The organism is Burkholderia aenigmatica, assembly GCF_048627025.1.
Taxonomy (GTDB): Bacteria; Pseudomonadota; Gammaproteobacteria; order Burkholderiales; family Burkholderiaceae; genus Burkholderia; species Burkholderia aenigmatica.
Map to the genome: position 1 here is coordinate 875,029 of NZ_CP184469.1, position 16,373 is coordinate 891,401.

Consider the following 16,373-nt stretch of genomic DNA (forward strand, 5'->3'; position numbering starts at 1 on the left):
CACGCCGCTGCCATCGGGCCTTCGTATGTTCTTGGGATTCCAGTGGCCGGGTTCGAACCCGGTTGCAACGACCCAGCGCGAAATCGGATCGGTGCCGCTTTCGGCGCGACCGTCGTCAAGCGCAATTTCATAGGATTCGGGGTGAAGAATGGCAGCACGCGCACGCACGGCACGACAACCTGACGCGACGGGCTCGCGCCCGGTCCTGAAATCGGAACTGCGGCCGCTGGTCCGGGCCGTGGCCTTGATGCTGCTGGCGGGCGCGTCCGCGCACGTGCACGCGGCCGGCATCATGAACCTCGGCGCGGCGGCCGCGCGTGCATCGGGCGGCGGCGCGGGCGGCGCCGGTGGCGCGCCGGGCATGCCGAATCTGGGCGTGTCGGCACAGCAGGCGCTGCAGGCGAGTCAGCCGTCGATCCGCAACCTCGGGTATGCCGCGCACGCGATCGCCGCGCAGATTGCCGCGCAGCAGAATGCTGCTGCTGCGGCGGCGAAGCTGCCTTCGACCGTGCCGAACGGGCTGACGCCGGGCGGGCTGCAGGTGGCGGCCGGTGCGTCGAGCGATACGAACAATCCGGTGCTGTGGTTCAACGCGAATGCGCCGACGCAGAACGTCGACGGCAGCGGACACGTGAACGTCGACGTCAAGCAGACCGGGCAGAACGCGGTGCTGACCTGGGAGACGATGAACGTCGGCCGGCAGACGACGCTGAACTTCGACCAGTCGGCCGGCACGCAGACGAACGGCGCGAACAACTGGGCCGTGCTGAACCGGATCAACGATCCGAGCGGCAAGCCGAGCCAGATTCTCGGGAACATCACCGCGCAGGGCGCGGTGTATGTGATCAACCGGAATGGGGTGTTGTTTGGTGCAGGGTCGCAGGTCAACGTGCATTCGCTCGTGGCTTCATCGCTGAACCTGCTCGATATGAAAAACCAGCTCGTGCCGACGCCTGCGGGCATTGTGGCGAGCAATCAGCAGTTTTTGAGCTTGCCTGCGGGGACGACGGGCGGGCTGGCTTATCCGGAGTCGGGGAGTTCGAGCGGGGTGGCCGGGTCGGGGGGCACGCTGAACGAGGTACTGGGGCTGGGTAATCAGGTGACGTTGATCGGCACGTACCAGGCGCCGGGTGACGTGACCGTCGAGCAAGGCGCGTCGATCACGACGCATACCAATGGTACGGCGAGCGATGGCGGTTTCGTGCTCGTTGCCGCGCCGAATGTCACGAATGCGGGCAGTATCTCGGCGACGTCGGGGCAGGTCGTGCTCGCGGCAGGGGTGGGGGTGAGTCTGCGGCCCAACGGAGCCGGAGCGTCGGGCAATCCGCAAGTCCTGCTGCCGGCGCTGAGCGGGCAGATCGTGACGGTCGATCCGGCCACGGGGAAGTCGATCGATATAACGCCGGCCGGCACACTGACGAACACGGGCATCGTGCAAGCTGCGCGTGGCAACGTGAATCTGCTCGGCAGCCGCGTCGCGCAGAACGGTGTAGTGGGCGTGACGACGAGCGTGAATACGCCAGGCACGATCACGCTCTCGACGGCGGACGAGTATGCGTCGAACACTCCGCTGGGTACGCCGTATCCGAATCAGGTCCTGAGCGGAGCCGACAATACAAACCGTGCCGGCCTGCTGAGCTTCGGACCCGGTTCGGTCACGACGGTACTGCCCGACAACAACGGCCAGACCGCGACGTCCACGCCGGGTACGACCTTCACGCCGGGCGGCATCACGATGACGGCCGGTTCCGTCTGGTTCCAGGGCGGCTCGCTGATCGAGGCACCGGGCTCGAACGTATCGGTGACGGCCTATGCGCCGTCGATCGTGGTGAACAAGGTGCCGGGCCAGACGGCGGTGCCCGGCCGGATCTATCTGGACGACGGCGCGACGATCGACGTATCGGGGCTGGCGGACGTGCAGGTGCCGATCGCGCAGACGCTCGTGACGGTCGACCGCATTGGCCAGAACGAACTCGCTGATTCACCACTGCTGCGCAACAGCTTCCTGTTCGGACTGAAAGGCGTCGTCGTCGACAGCACGCTGACGGGCACGCGCAGCGACGGCGTTCAGTGGGTCGGCAGCCCGATCCTGAACCTGTCGGGTTACGTGAACCTGATTCCGCGTACCGTCGACCAGTTGCTGACCAATGGCGGTACGATCACGCTGTCCGGCAACGAGGTGATGACCGCGGCAGGTTCGTCGATGAACCTGAACGGCGGGTATGTGCATTACAACGGCGGGATGGTCAACACGACGCGGCTCGTCGATGCCAACGGCGCGATCGTGCCGATCGGGCAGGCGAGCCCTTACGACAACTATGTCGGCATCGCCGGGCAGTTCATCGAAAGCCATCCGCGCTGGGGCGTGACGAAATCCTGGTACAACCCGCTACTGACGAGCGGCACCTACCAGTCCGACTACATCGTCGGCGGCAATGCGGGCACGCTCGACCTGTTCGCGTCGCAGGCGCTGGTGCTCGACGGCGACATCAGCGCGCAGTCGTTCGGCGGCGCGAAGCAGATGCAGGGCAACAGCCTGCCGTCCGGCGGCACGTTCAACCTCGGTGCCGATCCGAAGCTGGCCGGCGGCGCGCTGGCAGGGATGACGTGGAACACCGTGGCCAACACGACGGTCACGATCAACGGTATCTCGGGCACCGCGATCCTGCAGGACAATGCACCGCAACTCGGCGTGCTGATGCCGGGCTTCTCGATCGATACGCCGATCGACAAGACCGCGTCCCAGTCGATGGCCGTCAATGATCCGAACAACCTGCTGACGACGCAGGTCGTGCCCGTTGCGAAGCTGAACAACGGCGGTTTCGCGAACCTGAACGTGACCGAGGACAAGGACGCCGGCAAGGGCATCGTGGTCGCACAGGGCACGCAATTGAACCTGCAGCCGGGTGGATCAATTTCGCTCAGCAGCACGGCGGTTGGCGCGGCCGTGAATGTCGCGGGACGGCTGTCCGCGCCGTCCGGATCGATTTCGATCACGAGCGGCGGCAATGTGGTTGTCGGGCCGCAGGGTGTGCTCAGTGCGGCCGGACAGTGGGTGAACAACGATGTGCTGGCTGCCCCGGGCACGACTCCCGGCAACAGCCAGTTCATCAACGGCGGCAGCATTTCGCTGTCGGCGACGCAGCAGGGATCGGTCGTCGTGAACGGCAGCAACGTGGATACGACGGGGTCGATTCTGTTGCGACCGGGAAGTGTGCTCGACGTATCGAGCGGCGGCGAAATGCTCGCGAACGGCCAGCTGCTGATGCAGAACGGCGTGCCGGCCGGGCGCGGGGGCAACGTTGCATTGCAGACCTACGCCGCATCGCAGGCGACGCAGCAGTTCGGTCATACGCGCGACAGCGGTTCGCCCCTGCCCTCGACGCAACCGACCGCGGGCACGATCGCGATGGGCGGCACGATCCTGAGCGAAGGCTTTTCGGGAGGAGGCACGTTGACGCTGGAGGCGCTCGGCTTCCGGATCGGTGGTGACCGGACGGCAGCGTCGCCATGGGACGTATATCTGCCCGAGAACTTCTTCGCGCAACAGGGCTTCGGCAAGTACGTGCTGAACGCGTACTACGATTCGACCATCGCACCCGGCGCGGAAGTCGCACTGACTCAGTTGAACCGCATTCCGGATGCACTGGCGCTCCAGCGGACAAACTCGGGCACGAATCTGTCGGCCGGCGGCCTGACGACAATCGGTCAACTCGACACGTATCACCGGCAGCCGACGAACCTCGTGTTGACGGGGGGGAATTACGTGGTGTGGCAAGGCACGCCAGACAGCCCGCCGCCGTCGTATCCGGGTGTGGCTGGCGCGGTCACGCTGTCGTCCGGCGCATCGATCAACGCCGATGCCGGTGCGAGCGTTGTTCTCGCATCGCCCACGCAGGTCACGGTGCTCGGTTCGGTGGTCGCGCCGGGCGGGTCGATCTTGCTGAGTGCCGATACCGGAACCCAGAACGTTCAGCAGGGGCAATTCAATGTCTTCACGCCGAGCAACAGCCGGTCCGTCTGGCTCGGCTCCGATGCGACACTCGATGTTTCTGGCGTCGCCCTCGCCAATCCGCTTGCGGCGCCTGTGAAGATGGGAGGAACGACGGTCTTGCCGAAGGCGGGGAAGGTTCTGCCGGGCGGTTCGGTGGCGCTGTCGAGCGATTCGGGTTACGTAGTCGCGCAAGCCGGTTCGAAGATCGACGTATCGGGCGCATCGGCGAGCTTCGACCGGTTGCAGGCGAACGGTACGTATGCAGCCCAGCCGGTATGGAGCGATGCCGGGTCGATCACGTTGTCGGCCGCCTATGGACTGTTTGCGGACGGGACGCTGGCCGGCTACGGTGGTGCCTCACAGGCGCGCGGCGGCACGCTGACGATCCTGCCGCACCAGAACAACACCTCGGCTGGCGCGACGGCGCTCGTCGTGCGGCAAAGCGGGACGCTCGTTCCCGCTGGGCTTGCCGCCGGCCAGGATTTCTCGACCGCGATCGATCCGACCACCGGTCAGCCGATCGGTCAGCCGACGGGCGTGATCCAGTTCGCGGCCGACGGCCTGAACGATTCGGGTATCGCGAACCTGGTGCTGGGCGACAGCACGCCGTCCGCGTTTCGGATTCCGGTGCCGCCGGTTGTGTTTGCCGGTGACGTCAACCTGACGTTGCCTGAATCGGTGACGCTGAATACCGGACGAATCGCGGCAATCGGGATGGACCAGCTCTCGACCCTGCTGTCGACACCGGCCCTGCCGGCAGGCGGCGATTCGGTGCTCGTGAACCTGCTCGCCCAACCGCCGGCTCATCCGCTCGGCACGACGGTGACCATTGCCGCGCCTTATGTCGCGCTGGCCGGCCCGGTACAGACTTCGTCGTCTCCCGCGTTTGCACCGGTTGCGACGCTTTCCGACGCGACGCTGAACGTGAACGCGTCGTTCCTCGACCTGCGCAATCAGATCCAGCTCAACAATATCGGTCAGGCGACCCTCGCAAGCAGTGGCGATATCCGACTCGGTTCGACCAGCGTGGCGCAGAGCGGCCCCGCCGGGCTGGTTCCCGGCGTACTGTACACGCCGGGCAACGTGACGTTCAACGCGGCGGACGTTTATCCGGCGACCGGCAGCACGTTCATCGTCGATGCGGTCGGCCCGGTCGATTCGACCACCGGCAAACCCGCGCCGACCACCGTTACGTTCGGCACGACTGGTGCGTCCGGCACGCCGCTGTCGGCGGGCGGCACGCTGCTCGTCGACGCGACGAACATCGTGCAGGGCGGTGCCGTGCGCGCGCCGTCCGGCTCGCTCGTATTCGGCGTCGGCGACCCGACGAACAGCGCGACGCAGAAGCAGTTCGGCAACCTGCCGCTGGTCGCGACCGATTCGGTGACGTTCGCGAACGGCAGCGTGACGTCGGTTTCGAACGGCAGATCGATCATTCCTTACGGCACGACGGTCGATGGCGTCGAATGGCAGTTCAACCCGCTCGCGGGCACGACGGCGCCTGACCTGAGTGCGCCGCCGGCCAAGTACATCGGCGTGAACGGCACTAGCGTCGCACTCGACAAGGGCGCGACGATCGACCTGTCCGGCGGCGGTGACCTGCAGGCCGCCGAATGGGTGCCGGGCACGGGCGGCACGCGCGACGTGCTGTCGCAATACAACGTGAGCTATGCGAACGGCAAGGGTGCAACGGCCGTGCCGGTCAACGCGGGCGCCGGGAATGTCTACGCGATCGTGCCGGGCACGCAAGCGCCGGTGGCCGCCTACGATCCGCTGTTCGCACAGATCCTGCAGCCTGATGTCGCCAGCAACGGGACGCCGACGACCAAGACCGTGACGCTGGGTGTCGGCCAGGCCGGGATGAACGACGCGATCGGCAAGGCCGTGTACCTGTCCGGCGTGCCGGGCCTCGCACCTGGCTATTACACGCTGCTGCCCGGCAAGTACGCGACGCTGCCGGGCGCCTATCGCGTGACGGTATCGGCGACGACCGGCAACGTCGTGCCAGGCGCGTCGCAGGTGCTACCGGACGGCACCGTCGTGGCGGCCGGGTATTTTGCCGATGCGGTGACGGGCGGTCGCAGCGCGACGCCGACGCTCTTCAACGTGCAGTCGGGTGCGACGTGGCAGCAGTACTCGCAATACATGCTGAAGGGGGCGAACGACTTCTTCACGACGCAGGCCGTGAAGCAGGGCAACGTGACGCCGCCGCTGCCGGTGGACGGCGGCCAGCTCGTGCTGGCTGCAACGAAGGCGCTCACGCTCGGTGCGACGCTGAACGCGGCGGCAGGTGTGGGCGGCGCGCCGGCCGAGGTCGACGTCGCGTCTCAGGACATCCAGATCACCGGCAACGGCAGCGCGGCGCTGCCTGGCTATCTGCAGATCGGCGGCGATGCGCTCGATTCGCTGAACGCCGGCAGCCTGCTGATCGGCGGCACGCGCGCCGCGACGACGAAGGGCGTGACGATCACGCCGATCGCGAACAGCGTGGTGGTGTCGAACGATGCCGGCTCGTCGTTGAAGGGCCCCGAGATCCTGCTCGTGACGAAGACCGACGCGAGCGGAATGGATTCGAGCGCGGCGAATGGCTTGCGTGTCGACGCGGGGGCGTCGATCGTGGCCGCCGGCGACTACCCGGCCGCGAAGGACCAGCCGATCACGATCGCAGGCGACGGCGCGCTGCTGCGCGTATCGAACGGCGCGATGGCGTCGCTTACGCGCACCGGCGGCACCGGCACGGGGCTGCTGGCGGTCGGAGCAGGCGCGACGCTGTCGGGCGGCCAGGCGCTGATGCTCGATTCGTCGGGCAACCTGAAGGTCGATCCGAGCGCGGTGCTGTCGGGCAAAGCGATTACCGCGGACGGCTCGGCGATCACGTTCACGAATGCGAGCGGTGCGGCCGCCGCGAACCTGCCGGGCTTCGTGATCGATCCGGCCGGGCTCGCGCAGCTTGCCAACGCGGATCTCGTTTCGCTGCGCAGCTATGGTGCAATGGGTTTCGTCGGCGATGTGAACGCGACGTTCGGCAAGAGCGTCGACCTGAGCGCCGGCACGTTCACGAGCGACGGCGGCCACGTCACGTTGAACGGGCAGCAGATCGCATTCACGAACGAGACGGGCGCACCCACCAGTGCGGGTACGACAGGCAGTGGCACGCTGACGGTCAACGGGAAGGAGATCGACTTCGGCGCAGGCACGAAGACGCTGAGCGGGTTCTCGTCGGTGAACATGACCGCGAGCGGCGGCATCGTGGGGCAAGGCACGGGGACGTTCGATTTCGGTGCATTGCCGGTGACGCTGAATGCCCCGGTGTATCTGGCCGATACGAGTTCCGCGTCGACCGTGAAGACGTCCGGTGTCCTGACGCTGAACGGCGCAGCGGGCACGGCGCTGACGACAACGCCGGTCGGCGGCGCGTGGAAATTCGTGGGCAGCACGCTGGCCGACAACGGCGCGACGATCGCGGCACCAGCCGGCAACGTGAGCCTCGAGGCGACCACCGGCAACCTGACGATCGGCAGCGGTTCGACGGTCAGCGCCGCGGGCGTGTCGAAACAGTTCTTCGACGTGACGCAGTACGCGCCGGCCGGTTCGATCATCCTGACCGCCGATGCAGGGACGGTCGACGTGCAGTCGGGCGCAACGCTTGATTTCTCTGGCGCGAAAGGCGGCGGCGGGGCGGGCAGCCTGACACTGTCTGCGCCGAAGCAGGTCGTGAATCTCAACGGCACGATCAAGGGCGGCGCGACGAACGGCTATGCGGGCGGCTCGCTGTCGCTCGACACGGCCGGGGCGGCCGATCTCGATTCGTTGGCGCAGACGCTCGCATCGAGCGGCGTGAACCAGTCGATTGCGGTTCATACGAAGTCGGGCAACCTGACGCTGTCCGCCGGTAACGCGTTGACCGCGCGCTCGGTGTCGCTGACGGCTGACGGCGGCGCGGGCAATGCGTCGGATACGGCGAACGGCAACGTGAACGTGCTGGGCACGATCGACGCGTCGGGCAAGGCGGGCGGGCAGATCGACCTGTACGGCCGCAGCGGCGTCGATGTGGAGGGCATGCTGCTCGCACGCAGTTCCGACCCGACGCAGCGCGGCGGCAAGGTGAACATCGGCACGAGCGCGGTGTTCGATCCGACAGTGGCGAACCCGTACAACGCGACCTATGGCTACGAGAACATCGATCCGTCGCGTTCGGGGCTGATCCGTGTCGGTGCGAATGCGCTGATCGACGTATCGGGCGGGATGGCCGGCGGGTTGTCGGGCGGCACGGTGAATTTCCGCGCGCCGTTGCTCGCGGATGGCAGCGTTGATGTTCAGCTGCCGAATGCGTTCAACGACGGCAAGGGCATCGTCGGTTCCCGTGCGACGACGCTCGAGGCGTACGCGACGTGGAGCACGACCGATGCGACGTCGGGCGCGCAGCACTTCGACGGCATCGTCGATCCGGCAGGCTGGTACGACAGCAAAGGGCATTTGCTGGCCGGTACGTTCACGGCACAAGGCACCAATCCGCCAACCTTCACGTTTGCGCCGAATGCGAGCGGCGACGGTGGCGGCACGCTGACGAACAACGCGACCGGTGCACAGGTAACGCTGACGGGGAGCCAGTCAGACCTGGCTTCGCTGTACAACGGTGTGGCGTCGATTGGCTTCCCGGGAGCGAGCGGCGCATACTTCGTTCCGACGACTGCGAACGCCGATCATCAGAACTACTACGGCGGACAGATCGTCAAGGCGAGCGACGGCACACTCTCGATGACGCCCGGCACGCTGATGGGATTCATTCAGAGCGGGCTCGGAGCGAATGGGCCGACGCTGCAGGGCTCGACGGCGAACATCGCGAATTTCCGCGTGGCACCCGGTGTCGAATTCGACAATCCGAGCACGGCGATCAACGGCGGCAACATCTCGGTCCTGTCGAACTGGAATCTCGGCGCGGGACTGCCGAACAACAGCGGGACGATCGATCCTTCGTATCGTTATATCGGGACGGTCGCGCCGATGCTGACGTTCCGGGCGACCAACAATTTCGATGCGGAAGCGAGCATTACCGACGGGTTCTTCCAGAACCAGGTGGCGACGATCCTGGGGGCGGCCGGGAATGCCGGCGCGACGGGAACGTATGCCGCTGCGCTGGCGTTGTACAACAATCTGATATCGCTTTACGATCCGGCGTCGATTACCGTGCAATTGACGGATGGTTCGACCCATTCCTTGTCCTCATTCGGCAACAACCCGGCTAGTTCGCTATACGATCCAAATATGGCGCTGAGTGCGCCGCTCGTAAAGCAGACGGCTGATTATTATTCGGATTACCTGGGGTATGCGAATGCGTGGGGGGGATATTACGATCTGTGGGTAAATGGCGCTGGATTTTTTGGGAACTATGCGCTTCATGTGATGCCCCGTGTTCCGCTCTCGACCGCTGCGCCAGTACTTTCCGAAAACGCGTCGTATCAGGGTTATTCGGAAGCGTATTCGCAGTGGATGGCCGGATACGCGGTCGCTACTGTTACGGGGTTGGTTAGAAACGGGGTGGTGGTGTTTAAACAGTTTGGCACGCCCACGCCTCCTGTCATGTCATCTAATCCGACGGATTACAGTGCCTACATTTCATTGTACGGAACATCGTACTTTGGCAGGGTATCTACCACTAAGTCGTCGGGTAGTGTGTTGGTGCATCCAAATAACGCATTCAGTTTTGTATTTGCTCCGACCGCACCATTGTCTATTGCCGATACGGGGATTTCCAATATCGGAAACTTGCCGGGTAACGTGCCGGCAAATGTTGCAACCGCCAACAACCCGTTGCCCATCAGTTTCGCCGCACTCCTTGGAGGACAAAGCTCGTCGTACCGCGTAGTGGGCGGCGCCGACCTGACGAGTGCCAATCCGCTTGCCGTGCAACCTGGCGCGGCATTCGATGCCGGCAGCGCTGCATCCGGTAGCGTGACGCTGAACCAGCACACGGCCTACGTCGACTCGAAGGGGTTGACGTTGCTTCAGCCGACGACGATTCGTACTGGCACGGGATCGATCGACATTGCAGCGGGCAACGATTTTGCGTTGGCGGATACGACTGCGCCGGGTGTCGTCTATACGGCGGGTGCGCCGGCACAGGGCTCGCCCGCGTTGGGCCTTAGCTCCAAGGTCATGAGTGGTAGCGCGGGTCTGCAAGATATTCTGGTTACCCCGACCGTGAATCCCGATTCTGCCGGCGACATATCGATTCGTGTGCAGGGCGATATCAACGGCATCCAGAACGTGACCGATGCGACAGGAGCTGTAACCGGCGGTGCCGGAAACGACATCAGCCAGTATTGGTGGCAGTGGATGCAGATCACCCCGGAGGCAACCGCGAGGAGCGGCGGAATTGTCGCCCCGTTGACGAGATCGTCGATCGATTTCGGCGCATTCGACCAAGGCGTAATGAGCGTCGGCGGCAACGTATCGATCAGCGCAGGCGGCAATATCTCGGACTTCGCCGTGTCATTGCCAACCACGTGGTATCTGAACGGAAACGGCAAACCGGTTACGGCCGGCGGCGGAAATCTGACGGTACGAGCGGGGGCCGATATTCTGAGCGGCGACTACTTCGTCGCGAAGGGGACGGGGACGATATCGGCTGGCGGACGCATCGGGTCGGATATTGCCGTGCTTTCTCCACGAACCGCGGTGGGTCCGATTGCCGTTTCTACCGTGCTTGCAACGCAGGATGGCATATTCGATGTCACGGCGCGTCAAGGCGTGGAAATCGGCGAAGTATTGAATCCGTCTTATGCAAGCCGGATTTCGCCGCCCGGTGGTCAACCTACTAAAGCCGTCCTCCTGGAATACTATGGACAGTATCCCGACAGTCAGGGTTACTCGCCGACTTCCACGGTGAATGTCCTGTCCACAACCGGAGATGTCCGGCTCGGTGCGCTAGGCGGGCTACTGACAGGCGCAAATGGCGTTCTTCCCGCGAGTGTCAATCTGACAGCATTCGGCGGCGCGATCCATATCGATTCAGGGGGCGTGCTTTATCCGTCTGCCGTCGGCCAGTTGAATCTGGTTGCAGACCAATCCGTGTACCTTTCCAATGTATCAGTCCTGCGAACCAACGCAGATATGCCCAGCACGTTTGGTTTGTCGGACGCAGATCCATCGCAGATGCCTTCTCCGACAAATCCGCAACCGATGCCAAATGTCCCGTCGCTGATGAATACGACGCTCGCGGCACATGCACTGAATGCGCTTCATGGCGACGACATGCAGCCCGCGCGTCTTTACAGTCTGAACGGAAGCATCGTCAATGGCACCGTCGACGCGCTCGGCGTGAGCGACGGTTTATACCAGAATCTCGTCACGCTATCGATCGACAAACCGGCGCTCGTGCAGGCTGGACAGGACATCATGAATCTGGCGTTCTGGGGGCAGAATTTGCGCAGTTCTGATGTGACGCGGATCGTTGCCGGCCGGGACATCTGCGACACACCGATTTCGACGGCCGCAGGCGCGGTACCGGTACTGGAGCTCGGAGGGCCGGGCTCGTTCGATGTGCAGGCGGGACGCAACATCGGCCCGCTGACGAGTCAGGTCGAGTTGTACAACAGGAAGGCGAACACGGGCGGGATCGCGCACCTGTTCACGGGTATCGATGCAGTCGGCAACGTGAACAATCCGAACTTGCCGCACGAAAGCGCGAACGTCAACGTGCTGTTCGGCGTCGGGCCGGGTGTCGATCTGCCGGGATTCGTTTCTACCTATATCGCTCCGGGCAGCTCCGTCGCCGGCGTGCCGAGTGCGACGCCTGCATTGATCGCGTTCATGGAGCAGTACGACGCGGGGCTTGGCGTCGATACGGGATTGCAGGTGGACAAGGACGCTGCGCTGGCGAAGGTCGGCCGGTTGACGGCCGATGACGCGTGGAAGCAGTTCCAGGCGTTGCCGTCGTACGTACAGCAATTCTTCGCGGAGAAGGTGTTGTTCAACGTGCTGGCGCAGGTCGGTGCGGACTTCAACGACCCGGCGAGCCGGTACAACGGCCAGTATTCGCGAGGCTACCAGGCGATCAACACGCTGTTCCCCGCTTCGTTCGGCTATACGGCGAACAATCTGAGTGGTGGCTCAAACGGGGCGAACAAGCCCGCGAGCACGGGCAACCTCGATATCCGCAGCACGACGATTCAGACGCAGCAAGGCGGCGACGTGACGATCCTCGGGCCGGGCGGGCAGGCGCTCGTCGGCAGTACGACGGCGCCGCCGCAGATCGTCGGCAGTGACGGGAAGGTCGTTGCGGGCCCCGGCACGATGGGGATCCTGACGCTCGAGAAGGGTAACGTCGACATCTTCACGGATCAGAGCGTGCTGCTCGCACAGAGCCGGATATTCACCGAGCAGGGCGGCGACATGACCATCTGGAGTTCGAACGGTGACATCAACGCGGGCAAGGGCGCAAAGACGTCGGCCGACACGCCGGCGCCGCAGTATGTCTGCGATGCGAACCACTACTGCACGGTCGATTCGCGCGGGCAGGTGACAGGGGCGGGGATCGCGACGCTGCAGAGCATTCCCGGTGCACCGAAAGGCACGGTCAACCTGATCGCGCCGCGCGGTACCGTCGATGCCGGCGATGCGGGTATTCGTGCGGGCAACCTCAACGTCGCCGCGTTGCGTGTCGTGAACGCGGACAACATCCAGGTGACCGGCAAGGCGACCGGTATCCCGCTCGTTCAGGCGGTGAATACGGGCGCGCTGACGGCCGCGAGTTCGGCGGCGTCGGCGGCGAGCCAGGTCGCGCAGGACATCGCGAAGAACAATGCATCGGGCGTTGCCCCGCGACGCTGGGCGATCAGCGTGCAGGTCGAGGGCTTCGGGGATAACGGCCCGGATGGCGGGTCGAAGCGGCGCAAGTCGGAGCAGGTTGGTTACGACTCGTCGAATTCGGTGTCGCTGTTGGGGTTCGGCGCGGCCGGGCCGACTCAGCGGACGCTGCTTAGCAAGGACGAGCTTGGGAAGCTGAACCGCTTCTGATACGGCAGTGCCAGTATTGTTGGGACTGGAAGAGTAGAGATTGCCCCGCCTCGAATGCTCGAGGCGGGTTTAACGGAAGCGTCAAATCTGCGATGCTTCGGATTAGCGGCCGTTGTAAAGAACGCAGCTCGATGCGTTGTTGATGTCCAGGTTGTTCCCGCTTGAATTGCTGAGGAAGTTTGCGGAGATCGCGGCCTGGAAGCTTGACGGTACGGTGTCGAAGCCGTTGCCGCGCACGATTGACGCGTAGCTGGCGTTTGTGTAGTGGTTATTCAGGAAGCTTTGAACGTTCGATGCCACCGTCGGATCGGCGTAACACTGGCTCAGGATGACCTGGCTCGTGCCGGAAACCGGATAGCCGGAGTTGGGATTAGCCAAATGCTTGTAAGCCGTGCCGGAGACCGGCGCCCACTGGTTCGGATCGGCGACCACTGCACCCGACGGAGGAGCAATCCAGCCGAATGCCATCGTCGCGTTCGCATACGTCGGCGCGTAGTACGTGGCATTCGTCGAGTTGTACAGGCTGGCGACCGGAAGCTGCAGCGCGCCTGACGATGTCACGACCGTGCTATGCGATGCGAGGAACGTGTTCGTATAGGCCGGGCTCAGGTACGCGACGGCGGCCGTGCCGGCTGACCCTAGCGATGCGAGTGAATTGCGAACGCCACGGTCGCCCGCAGCCGCGACGAAGTTTGATGGCACGCCTGTTGGGAATGTCCACATATTCGCGAACGTCAGCGAATCGATGAACGTGACACCGGCTTTCGTGTTTGCGCTCGTGCAAACGGCAGCCAGATGGCGGGTCAGCAGTTCGGTCGTGCCGCTGCCGTCCGAGCGATAGACGACCGTGATCGGGGCGTTCGCCCTGTAAAGGCCGCCTTCCGGGTTGGTGACCTGATTCCAGTTCGTCAGCTTGCCCGAGAAGATGCCGCATAGGTCGTCATCATTCAGCGCGATGCTGTGCGCTTGACCCGGCGTCGTTTGCGGCGTGACCGAGCTCGTCACGGCTGGACCGTTGACGACCGGCACCGTGATCGCAGTAACGAGGTACGGGATCTGGATCAGAGGGCCGCTGTTCATACCGACCGTGCTGGCGTTGTACGCCGTGACTTGCGCCGTTGTGAGTGCCGCCTCGCTGTTCGCGAATGCGACCGTACCCGAGACACCCGCACCGAAGAACGTCGGCTGGTTGTTCAGGAACGCGTTCTGACCGGCACCCGAACCGACCGCGAAATACGTGAACGTCGCGCTGGACGTGCCGAACAGGCCGATTTCACCCGAAGCCGGCGAGTGGGCGCCGAGCATGGGGGCGACGAGTGACGATCCTCCACCCTGAATGACGGGGCCGGCCGCGATGGCGAGCGATGTGCTTGCGCCAGAAATGACAAGTGCCAGGATGTGGCAGATCTTGCGTTTGCTGAATTTCATGTGAATTTCTCGGAGACGTGGCCGGACGCAACGTGTATGTATCGACTGACGCGCAACGGATCTATCGGTACATCGCTGCACGTGACGTCGGCAGTGCAAAAAAAACCGCCTCGAATGCTCGAGGCGGTTTCAACAGGACGCGTTGAATCAGGGATGATCCGGATTACCGGCCCGCGACGAAGGCACAGGTCGACGCATCGTTGATATCCAGCCCGTACGTGCTGCTGTTGCTCAGGAAGTCGGCGAGGATCGCGGTCTTGAAGCCTGACGGGACGGTGTCGAAGCCGTTGCCATGCACGACCGATGCGTAGCTGGCGTTCGTGTAGTGGTTGTTCAGGAAGCTCTGAACGTTCGAGGCAACCGTCGGATCGGCGTAGCACTGGCTCAGGATGATCTGGCTCGTACCCGAAACCGGATAGCCGGACGACGGATTGGCCAGGGAAGCGTAAGCCGCACCGGAAACCGGCACCCACTGCGTCGGATCCGCTGCGGCGGCCTGGGTCGACGGCGCGGAGGCCGTGCTGACTGCCGTCGTCGCATTCGCATACGTCGGCGCGTAGTACGCGCGGGCCACCGTGTTGTAGAGGCTGGCGAGCGGAAGCTGCAGCGCGCCCGACGACGTCACGACCGCGCTTTGCGATGCGATGTACGTGTTCGTGTAGTCCGGGCTCAGGTACGCGACGGCAGCCGTACTGGCCGACGACAGCGTCGTGAGCAAACCGCGAACGCCGCCGCTGCCCGACGCTGCCTTGAAGTTCGCCGGCACGCCCGACGGGAATGCCGACGTGTTCGCGAACGTCAGCGAATCGATGAACTTGACGCCCGACGCGGTGTTGTTGGTCGTGCAGACTGCTGCCAGGTGGCGGGTCAGCAGTTCGGTCGTGCCGCTACCGTCCGAGCGATAGACAACCGTGATCGGGGCGTTCGCCGAGTAAAGGCCGCCTTCCGGGTTGGTGACCTGGTTCCAGTTCGTCAGCTTGCCCGAGAAGATGCCGCACAGGTCGTCGTCGTTCAGCGCGATGCTGTGCGCTTGACCCGGCGTCGTTTGCGGCGTGTTCGCGCTCGTCACGGCCGGACCGTTGACGACCGGCACCGTGATCGCCGTCACGATGTACGGGATCTGGATCAGCGGGCCGCTGTTCGCACCGACCGTGCTGGCGTTGTATGCCGTGACCTGCGTGCCCGTCAGCGCGGCATCGCTGTTCGCGAAGTAGACCGCGCTGGTGGTGTTGGCGCCCGCGCCGAAGTACGTCGGCTGGTTGTTCAGGAACGCGTTCTGGCCGGCGCCCGAGCCGACCGAGAAGTACGTGAACGTGGCGTTGTTGGTGGTGTACAGGCCGATTTCGCTGGCGGGGTTGCTGGCCGAGCCGATCGTCGGTGCGACGAGCGACGAGCCACCACCTTGAATCAGCGGGCCTGCGGCCATCGCGACCGATGCACCCATGCCCGAAACGACGAGAGCGAGGACTTGACAGATCTTGCGCTTGCTGGATTTCATGAGAAATTTCCTTGGACGAAGATAAACGGGAAGCCTGCTGCTGCGGTTTGAATACCGTGTCGACCGCCGGATAAATGTAGGAGGAAATCCGTATGCGGCGTGTGAATTTTTAATAACGAATGGTACGGAACATTTTTGGCGATATTGCCAATGGAGTATCCGGATTGGCGGGCGGCCAATCGGGACTGCTTCGCGGGACGCGTGAGTCCCGGATGTTGGGAAGACGATGACGAACGGTGGCGGCATGTCGTGCCGCGGGCGTGTTGGCGGGCAAGGCAGCGCTATCGCAACATCAAGTCAGTTTCGTGGCGGATGCTACGGAAGATTTCTTCCGGCGGCGCATCGGCTATCCGATTTATATATTCCCGAAATTGATTTAATTTGGTTAATTGTTGGGTATTGATTCTTAATTGCCGGGTGGTCAATGATTGAATA

Annotated in this window: 3 protein-coding genes; 1 reads left to right on the forward strand and 2 read right to left on the reverse strand. The window is 64.0% G+C overall.

Annotation, left to right across the window (positions count from 1 at the left end):
* Positions 1-247: 247 nt before the first annotated feature.
* On the forward strand, positions 248-13,012 hold the full coding sequence (locus tag ACN8ZM_RS21060) for a filamentous haemagglutinin family protein (protein ID WP_420212652.1): 12,765 nt from the start codon (positions 248-250) through the stop codon (positions 13,010-13,012).
* A gap of 102 nt (positions 13,013-13,114) precedes the next feature.
* On the opposite strand, the gene ACN8ZM_RS21065 is transcribed toward ACN8ZM_RS21060, so the two are convergent.
* Both ACN8ZM_RS21065 and ACN8ZM_RS21070 read right to left on the reverse strand, forming a co-directional pair.
* Entirely contained in the window at positions 13,115-14,440 is a 1,326-nt protein-coding gene (locus ACN8ZM_RS21065) for a substrate-binding domain-containing protein (protein ID WP_420212264.1), read from the reverse strand.
* Between the two features lie 163 nt (positions 14,441-14,603).
* Positions 14,604-15,938 (reverse strand): substrate-binding domain-containing protein, encoded by a 1,335-nt coding sequence (locus ACN8ZM_RS21070; RefSeq protein WP_420212265.1) that lies wholly within the window; start codon positions 15,936-15,938, stop codon positions 14,604-14,606.
* Between the last annotated feature and the right edge of the window lie 435 nt (positions 15,939-16,373).

Coding starts and splice junctions, on each gene's coding strand:
- ACN8ZM_RS21060 (WP_420212652.1), top strand. CDS start 248: ATGCTGCTGGCGGGCGCGTCCGCGCACGTGCACGCGGCCGGCATCATG.
- ACN8ZM_RS21065 (WP_420212264.1), bottom strand. CDS start 14,440: ATGAAATTCAGCAAACGCAAGATCTGCCACATCCTGGCACTTGTCATT.
- ACN8ZM_RS21070 (WP_420212265.1), bottom strand. CDS start 15,938: ATGAAATCCAGCAAGCGCAAGATCTGTCAAGTCCTCGCTCTCGTCGTT.